The sequence below is a fragment of the Micromonospora sp. NPDC049089 genome (genome assembly GCF_040648775.1).
Lineage (GTDB): Bacteria > Actinomycetota > Actinomycetes > Mycobacteriales > Micromonosporaceae > Micromonospora.
The window spans coordinates 20,938-29,428 of record NZ_JBEZEH010000071.1 but is presented as its reverse complement, the minus strand read 5'-3'; the positions used below and the strand labels follow the sequence as shown (position 1 = coordinate 29,428).

The window sequence follows — 8,491 nt, the reverse complement described above, 5'->3', positions numbered from 1 at the left end:
GGTCGCTCCGACACCCGGGTGTTCCGGGAGGTCGCCGAGCTGGGCGCCGAACTGGAACGGCTCGGCCCGGCGTCACTGGGCGCGCGCAGCCGTAGGTCAACGTCATCTGAACCAGGTTGTCGGCTCTGTTGACGTCCGGCAGGACGTCACGTTCGCTGTCCATCGGCTGGACGTCCACGTCCGCCTTGTTCGTGCTCAGCGTTATCCCTTCGAGCACCCGGAAGTCCAGGTCCAACCGCATCTCCGCCCCGGCGGCCAGCTGACCCAGGCGGCAGGTGATCGGTTCGACGCTGTCGTGGACGCCCGCGCACGTGCCCCACCCGTCGACGTCCGCGCGCACCACAGCGGGCACGCCCAACCGCAGCACCACGTGGGCGACCGGGCCGGTGCCCCGGTTACGGATCCGCACCGTGGCCGTACCCGTCCGGGAGCCGTCGTCGGCAGTTCTCAGCACGAGGTCACCGGTGGTGACGGAGACGTCCGCCAGGTTCGGGTTCGGACCGAAGCTCGTCGGCCCGGAGACCTGGCTGAAGACGTCACCCTTCCAGCGGTAGCCCCGCCACTGCCGTTGTGACCACCTGGCGTTCCAGCCACCCCCGGGAGCGATGTCACCGACCTGAACGCGAACCGTGCCGTCGCCCACGACGTCCAGCGCGAACAGCCACTCCGGCTTGTCGATGGTGGTCGTGACCACCCGGCCGACAGTCGTCGCCTTTCCTTCCTCGTCGCGGTCGAAGGCGACCACCTGCATCGGCCCGCGGGTGCCGAGCACGCACTGCACGAGAGCCACGGTCTCCACCGCGCCGTCTCCGTCGATGTCGCCGTGGTCGAGCGCCAAAAGCCAGTTCGCGCCCTCCCGGGCGTCGCCGGTGAGCCGCGTCTGCGACGTCGGGCAGCCTCGTCCGGCCCGCCACGCCGGCAGGGTCACCGGCACGCCCAGCAGCTGGGCCCGGCTGAACCGGCCGTCCGGCACCCCGATGGTCGGGCCGGCACTGGTCCCGGCAGGGCTGGGGGTCGGACTCGTCGGCGTCGGCGTTGGCGTCGGTGACGCCGAGATGCTCGGCGTCGGGTCGACCGGACCGGGCCGATGGTCCGGGCCGCTCAACGCCGCGTATCCGACGGCCGACCCGCCGAACAGGGCAAGCGCCGTCGTGGCGGTGGCAGCCAGCCGGCGTCGGCCGCGGCCTCGTACGGTCCGTCGAACGGCGGCGGGCCCCGGCGCCTCGACCTCCGCCAGCGCGGTACGGCGGTAACGGGCGAACTCTTCGGCGAGGTCAAGAATCTCCTGCTCAGACATCCCGCACCTCCTCATTCGTGTCGCGTAGGTGAGTGGCGAGCGCGGTTCGGCCCCGGTGCAGCCAGGACTTCACGGTCCCTTCGGCGACCTGTTCCTGGGCGGCGATCTCCGCGACCGTCAGGTCGGCGAGGTAGTGCAGTACGACGGCCCGCCGCTGTTTCGGCGGCAACTTCGCCAACGCGGTGTCGACGGCGACCCGGTCGGGGCTCGGCTCCGCGACGTGTGTCTCCCGCTGCCGCAGCACCCACTGCTGGGCGGTCCGCAGCCGCCGCCAGCGGTTGTGTCCGAGATTCCACGCGACCCGACGGACCCAGGCCAGGGGGTCCTGGTATCCGGCGAGCCGGTCCCAGCGGGCGTACGCCCGACAGAACGCCTCCTGAACCAGGTCCTGAGCCTGCCCCCGGTCACCTGTGTATGCCGTCAGCTGCACCACCAGGCTGCGGTAGTGAGCGTGGTAGAAGTCGTCGAAGACCAGCTCTGCCGGCGCGGAGGTAGCGGCTCCCGGTGGGTCCGGTGGGCGCCCACCCACCGGCACATCTCGTGTCACAAGCACTTGTCCTCCCCGTGGCGACTGCCGGCATCGCGTTCGCCAGCACCGGTCACACAAGCGAGCGCACCGGTAGGTTGCGCGTCAATCGCTGCCGATCCTTGTCGGCTCCGGGACAGTTGGTGGGCCGCTCGGGCCGATCACCGCCGGACCGCACGGACGCCGGCTGTGATTCACTGTCGGTGAGGAGAGGGGGCGGTCGTGCAGCTGCCGGCAGTGCTCGGCGAGCCGATCCGGTTCGTGCTGAACTGGGGGCGCCGCTACTCGCTCTGGGTGTTCAACTTCGGTCTGGCCTGCTGTGCCATCGAGTTCATCGCCACCAGCATGGGTCGGCACGACTTCATCCGACTCGGCGTGATCCCGTTCGCCCACGGCCCCCGCCAGGCCGACCTGATGGTGGTCTCCGGCACGGTGACCGACAAGATGGCCCCGGCGATCAAGCGCCTGTACGACCAGATGCCCGAGCCGAAGTACGTCATCTCGTTCGGCGCCTGCTCCAACTGCGGCGGCCCCTACTGGGATTCGTATTCGGTGACCAAGGGCGTCGACCAGCTCATCCCGGTCGACGTGTACGTGCCCGGCTGCCCGCCCCGGCCGGAGGCGTTGCTGCACGGCATCCTGCGCCTACAGGAGAAGATCGCCGCCGAGCAGTCCGGCATCGGAGGTGTGCCGCAACGGGACGTGCTGGCCGCGCCGCTGGACGCCCCGCCCCGCGAGGCCGCCGCACCCCGCTCGGTCGACTCGCTCACCGCCCCGCCGGTACGCCCACCAGCCGCGACCTGACAGCGTGCGTCGCCACCCCGTTGTGGACCCGCCGCACTAGCCTGCGGACTATGAGCAGCTCAGGGGACCAGCGCTCCGCCCACATCGTCGACGTGCTCACCGAGGAGTTCGGCGCGTCGATGGCTATCGACCCGGCCGCCTTCCGCCGCAAGTTCCGCAAGATGGCGGCGTCGCCGTTCGCCTTCTACCGGGGCAGCGCCGCGCTGTTCTACGCCGACCAGCTCGGCGACTTCGCCGACGACCGGTTCTCCGACGAGCAGACCAGCCGGGTGTGGATCCACGGTGACCTGCACGCGGAGAACTTCGGCACCTACATGAACGCCTCCGGGCAGCTCGTGTTCAACGTCAACGACTTCGACGAGGCGTACGTCGGGCCGTTCACCTGGGACCTGCGACGGCTCGCGGCCAGCGTGGCGCTGCTCGGCTACGGCAAGGCGCTCTCCGACACGGCGATCGGGGAGCTGGTTGCCGGGTTCGCCCGGTCGTACCTGACCGAGCTGCGGGCCATCGCCGCCGGCGGTGACGACGCGATCGGTTCGATCACCCTGGACAACGCCGACGGGGTGCTACGCCGGGTGCTCCAACAGGCCCGGCTCAACACCCGCGTGGACCTGCTGGCCGCGCAGACCACCATCGATAACTACGAGCGACGTTTCTCCATCGGCGACGGCGTCTTCGAGATCGACGACGCCACCCGGGACCTGGTCAGCGCCGCCTTCCAGGATTACCTGGGCACCCTGCCAAACGCCTCGACGCAGCTGCGCCCGGTGGCAGCGCGGATCAAGGACGTGGTGCTGCGCAAGGGGGTGGGCATCGGCTCGGCCGGACTGCCGTCGTACAACCTGCTGCTGGAGGGGCACACCCAGGCGCTGGAGAACGACGTCGTCATCTACATGAAGCAGGCGCAGGTGCCGGCCGTGGCGCGGTACGTCACCGACGAGTCGGTCCGTGGCTACTTCCAGCACCAGGGGCACCGGACCGCCGAGTCGCAGCGGGCGTTGCAGGCGCACGCCGACCCGTGGCTGGGCTTCACCGAGCTGAACGGGGCCGGTCAGCTGGTCGCCGAGGTCTCCCCCTACGCCGCCGACCTGGACTGGTCGGACGTGAACGAGCCGGAGGAACTGACCGGCGTTCTCGTCGACCTCGGTCGGGCGGTGGCCCGGATGCACTCGGTCGCCGACGACGAATCCAGTCACGACCTGGTGGACTACTCCACCGAGGAGGCGATCGTCGCGGCGGTGGACGCCGACGAGTCGGGATTCGTCGCCCACCTGGTGGACTTCGCGCACGCGTACGGGGTGCGCGCCCGCCAGGACCACCAGCTCTTCGTCGACCTGTTCCGCAACGGTCGACTGCCGGGCATCTGATCGGGCGCGGCGTCGCTCAGGACGCGAACTCCAGCACCACCTTGATGTCGTCCGGCCCGGGGGTGTACGCGTCGGCGTACCGGTTCACCGGCACCCGCCGCGTGATCAGCGACTCGAGCCAGACCTGGTCGGCGCGGGCCAGCGCCTGCGCGGCCATGGTCCAGTGTCGTCGGTTGGCGTTCACCGAGCCGAACACCACGTTGTTCTCCAGCACCAGCGCCCGGTTCAGCGCCCCGGCGTCGAAGTCGATGCTCCGGCCACCACTGGACACCCCGGCCAGGCAGACGATCCCGGTGGGGGCCGCCTTGCACATGACGTCGAGGACCACCGTGGGAGCGCCGGTGCACTCGATCACCACGTCCGGCTCGAAGGGCAGGTCGTTGACCGGCACCGTGTGGTAGGTGGCACCCAGCCCGGCGACCAGCTCCGGCTTCGGCCCCTCGGTGTTGCGGTCCAGTACGTGGACGGTGAGCCCACGCTGGGTGCCGAGCAACGCGGCCAGCAGACCGATCGGCCCGGCCCCGGTCACCAGCACGGTCTGCGGCTGCCACTCGGCCCGGTGCCCGATCCGCTCGATGTGGTCCCAGGCCTTCGCCACCACACTTGTCGGCTCCAGCAGCACCCCCACCTGGGCCAGCGTCGGGTCGAGCGCGACAGCGAACCGCGGTTCCACCCGCCAGCGGTCCCGGGCGAACCCGGCCAGCGCCTTGATGCCATGTTCGGTGTACTGACCGTTACGGCACATGTCCCACTCGCCGACCGCGCAGTTCGGGCAGGGCACCGGGTCGGGGTACCTGACGATTCCGGCCACCAGGTCACCGGGTTGCAGGGTGCCGCTGGAGTCCTCGATCACCCGGCCCAGTGACTCGTGCCCGATGACCAGGCGGTCGGCACCCGGCGGCGCCTTGCCGTACTCCCCGGCGATGATCTCGTGGTCGGTGCCGCAGATCCCCACCGCCAGCGCCTCGACCAGGACAGAGCCCTCCTCGGCAGCCGGCTCCGGCTGATCGTCGACGAGGCTCAGCGAGTTGGCGACCCCAGGTCTTACCGTCACAGCGCGCACGTCCTCATCTTTCCCCGCCCGGGCGCACGCCGCGCCCAAAGCTGGCAGATCGCCGGGCATCGGCGGCGGCCAGGTGCGGCCTCGGCCGGCACTAGGATCAGCGGCATGACTCCCGAAGAGGTCGGCGCTCGACTGGTCGCGCTGCTCGCGCCGGCTGAGGCGACGCCGTCGGTCTCCGGCGGGCAACGTTTCGCCCGGGCCACCATCGACGTGCCACCCACGAGTTGGCTCACAGCGGTTTCGGCCGCCCGTGACGACGCCGAGCTGGCCTGTGACTTCTTCGACTGGCTCTCCGCGGTCGACGAGTTGGGCGAGGGCTTCGACGTGGTGGCGCACCTCTGGTCGACGCGACTGCGGCACGGCGTGCTGCTGCGTACCCGGTTGCCGAGAAGCGCGCCCACTGTCGCCTCGGTGGTCGACGTCTACCCCGGAGCCGCCTGGCACGAGCGGGAGACGCACGAGATGTTCGGCATCGATTTCGCCGGGCATGAAGAGCTGCTGCCGCTGCTGCTGCCGCCAGAGTTCGAGGGTCACCCGTTGCGCAAGGAGTTCGTGCTGGCTTCCCGCGTGGCAAAGCCCTGGCCGGGTGCGAAGGAGCCGGGCGAGTCCGAGGCCGGCGGCGGGCGTCGACCGATCCGCCCGCCGGGCGTACCCGCTCCGGGCGAGTGGGGGCCCACGCCCACCCCGGCCGGCGCCGGTGGAGTGGGGGAGGGCCCGCGTGGCGGCACCCCCGCCAGACCGGCCCGTGAGCGTCCGGCGCGGCCCGCCCCGGGGGCCCGTCCGGCGCGTACTCCCCGACCGGTCGGCGCCACCGACGGCCCGATCCCTGCCGACCAGCCCGCGCCCGACGCAGGCCCGGCCGCACCTGACCAACCTGGCACCGGCCCGACTGCCGCGGCCGTGCCCGGCGCGGCCACACCTGACAAGCCCGTGCCCGACGGGCCGGCCACCGAGCACGTGCCCGGCGTCGACGAGATCGGCCACGTCGCGTCCAGCGCGGCCGCATCGGACAAGCCCGGCGAGGGCTCGGCCGCGTTGGATGGCGAGCCGGTCGCGGACCCGCCGGGCCGCGACGGCCGGAGCGACCACGACGGGGGTACGGCCTGATGCCGCTCTGGGTGGAGTTGGTGCTCCGGATCGGCGGCGTGGTGGTCGCTTTCCTCACCCTGCCATTGCTTGTCGGCCAGGCCGAGCACAAGGTGATGGCGCACATGCAGGGTCGGCTCGGCCCGATGTACGCGGGCGGCTTCCACGGCTGGGCGCAGCTCGTGGCCGACGGGGTCAAGTTCGTGCAGAAGGAGGACATCACCCCGCGCGAGGCGGACCGGGCGGTGTTCCGGTTGGCGCCGGCGGTGGCCCTGGTGCCCTACCTGCTGGTGTTGCTCGTCATTCCGCTCGGTCCGAACGACCTGGTCGGGCAACCATTGGACATCGGCCTCTTCTTCGTGCTGGCCGTGGTCGGCGTCGGGGTGGTGGCGGTGCTGATGTCGGCGTGGGCGTCGGCCAACAAGTACAGCCTGCTGGGCGGGTTGCGCGGGGCGGCCCAGCTGCTCGGTTACGAGCTGCCGCTGGTGCTGGCCGCCGCGTCGGTGGCGATGGCAGCCGGCACGCTCAGCCTGTCGGGCATCGTCGAGGCGTGGCAGCCGTGGTGGCTGCTCTGGCAGGCACCCGCGATGATCATCTTTTTCGTCGCCGGGCTGGCCGAGATCCGTCGACCACCGTTCGACATGCCGGTGGCCGACTCGGAGCTGGTCTTCGGCTACATGACCGAGTACACCGGTCTGCGGTTCGCGTTCTTCCTGCTCGCCGAGTACGTCGGCATCGTGGTCATCGCCGCGCTGACCACTGTGCTGTTCCTGGGTGGTTGGCAGGGCCCGTTCGCCGACGACCAGTTGGGCTGGCTCTGGACGCTGCTCAAGATCTTCGCGGTCTCCTTCGTGATCATCTGGCTTCGGGTTTCCTACCCCCGGCTACGCGAGGACCAACTCCAACGCCTCTGCTGGCTGGTCCTGGTCCCGGCCGCGCTGGCGCAACTGGTCCTGACCGCAGCCGTCCGCATAGCGCTGTAACCCCACCCCGCCCGGCCTCACCCCGGCCACGCGGCCCCGCCGCACCTGCTGCGTCGATCATGGAGTTGTGGTGGGTGACAAAGCACCCGTACAGGAGTAGTCCAGGCACCACAACTCCATGATCGACAGGGTCGAGAGGTCATCGACCCGCGATCTTGCACTTACTGTGCCGACAGAAGGGGCAAATTGCTCGAACCGGCAACCGAAACTGCAAGATCGGCGGCGCAGGCGGGGCGGGCGCGGCGGGCGCGCGGGCGCGCGGGCGCGGGGCGGGGGCGAGGGTTGCTGTTTAGGGCAGCGGGGTGTGGGCGGGGTTAACGGGCTCGACCGGGGGTGGGGGTGGGGTGCCGTCGCCGAAGGGGCGGCCGCCCAGCGCTTCCCGACCGTGTGGGGTGAGCCAGTTGGACAGGTCCGGGCCGAGCGGCACGATCCCGGTCGGGTTGATGTCGCGGTGCACCTCGTAGTAGTGCCGCTTGATGTGGTCGAAGTCGATGGTGTCGCCGAAACCGGGAGTCTGGAACAGGTCCCGGGCGTACGCCCACAGCACCGGCATCTCGCTGAGCTTCTGCCGGTTGCACTTGAAGTGGCCGTGGTAGACCGGGTCGAAGCGGACCAGCGTGGTGAACAGCCGCACGTCGGCCTCGGTGATGGTGTCGCCGACCAGGTAGCGCTGGTCGGTCAACCGCTCGGTGAGCCAGTCCAGCCGGTCGAAGAGCTGGTGGTACGCCTTGTCGTACGCCTCCTGGTTGCCAGCGAACCCGCACCGGTAGACGCCGTTGTTGACGTCCCGGAACACCACGGCGTTGACCTCGTCGATCTGCTCCCGCAGGTGCTCGGGGTAGAGCTGCGGTGCGCCCTCGCGGTGGTACGCCCTCCACTGCGTGGACAGGTCCAGGCTCATCTGCGCGTAGTCGTTGGTCACCACCTGCCCGGTTGGCACGTCGACGATCGCCGGCACTGTGATGCCGCGTTCGTAGCCGGGGAAGCGCTTGAAGTACGCCTCCTGGATGCGCTCGATGCCGAGTACCGGGTCCCGGCCGTCGGGGTCGAGGTCGAAGGTCCAGCTCCGGGCGTCGTGGGTCGGGCCGGCCACCGCCATCGAGAGGGCGTCCTCCAGGCCGAGCAACCGCCGCACGATGATCAGTCGGTTGGCCCACGGGCAGGCCCGGCTGACCGCCAGCCGGTACCGGCCGGGCTCGACCGGGTATCCGTCGCGCCCGTCCTCGGTGATCCGGGTGGCGATGTACCGCTGGTCGCGGGTGAACTCGCCGCCCGGCTCGACGTACTTGCCGCCTTTTTCCTCGCCCACGTCGCCCTCCCGGTCTGGTCTGTTGTCTCTACCCAATCCTCGCGGATCTACGGCGC

At 70.6% G+C, this 8,491-nt stretch carries 7 protein-coding genes and 1 pseudogene; 4 read left to right on the top strand and 4 right to left on the bottom strand.

Annotated elements, in window-relative coordinates:
* The coding region (locus tag AB0B48_RS14750; protein WP_357200980.1) for a hypothetical protein at positions 1-1,297 on the bottom strand (1,297 nt) is incomplete at its 3' end.
* On the bottom strand, positions 1,290-1,850 hold the full coding sequence (locus AB0B48_RS14745) for a SigE family RNA polymerase sigma factor (protein WP_357200977.1): 561 nt from the start codon (positions 1,848-1,850) through the stop codon (positions 1,290-1,292). The genes AB0B48_RS14745 and AB0B48_RS14750, both read right to left, overlap by 8 nt.
* Positions 1,851-2,045: 195 nt before the next feature.
* Here AB0B48_RS14745 and AB0B48_RS14740 point away from each other — a divergent pair, with 195 nt between their 5' ends.
* Positions 2,046-2,627 (top strand): NADH-quinone oxidoreductase subunit B family protein, encoded by a 582-nt coding sequence (locus tag AB0B48_RS14740; RefSeq protein ID WP_355005696.1) that lies wholly within the window; start codon positions 2,046-2,048, stop codon positions 2,625-2,627.
* A gap of 50 nt (positions 2,628-2,677) precedes the next feature.
* Positions 2,678-3,994: a DUF2252 domain-containing protein gene (locus AB0B48_RS14735; protein ID WP_357200974.1), complete on the top strand. Its 1,317-nt coding sequence runs from the start codon at positions 2,678-2,680 to the stop codon at positions 3,992-3,994.
* Between the two features lie 16 nt (positions 3,995-4,010).
* Here AB0B48_RS14735 and AB0B48_RS14730 read toward each other — a convergent pair whose 3' ends face one another.
* Complete coding sequence (locus tag AB0B48_RS14730) at positions 4,011-5,057, bottom strand: glucose 1-dehydrogenase (RefSeq protein WP_357200971.1); 1,047 nt, start codon at positions 5,055-5,057, stop codon at positions 4,011-4,013.
* A 105-nt stretch (positions 5,058-5,162) separates the two neighbouring features.
* Here AB0B48_RS14730 and AB0B48_RS14725 point away from each other — a divergent pair.
* Together AB0B48_RS14725 and AB0B48_RS14720 are read left to right on the top strand one after the other, a co-directional pair.
* Positions 5,163-5,741: pseudogene (locus tag AB0B48_RS14725) on the top strand (NADH-quinone oxidoreductase subunit C); the annotation flags it as partial.
* A 422-nt stretch (positions 5,742-6,163) separates the two neighbouring features.
* A complete protein-coding gene (locus AB0B48_RS14720; RefSeq protein ID WP_355005693.1) occupies positions 6,164-7,126 on the top strand; it encodes a complex I subunit 1 family protein in 963 nt (320 codons plus the stop codon).
* Positions 7,127-7,415: 289 nt separating this feature from the next.
* Here AB0B48_RS14720 and AB0B48_RS14715 read toward each other — a convergent pair whose 3' ends face one another.
* A complete protein-coding gene (locus AB0B48_RS14715; protein ID WP_357200967.1) occupies positions 7,416-8,435 on the bottom strand; it encodes a glutathione S-transferase C-terminal domain-containing protein in 1,020 nt (339 codons plus the stop codon).
* Positions 8,436-8,491: the final 56 nt, after the last annotated feature.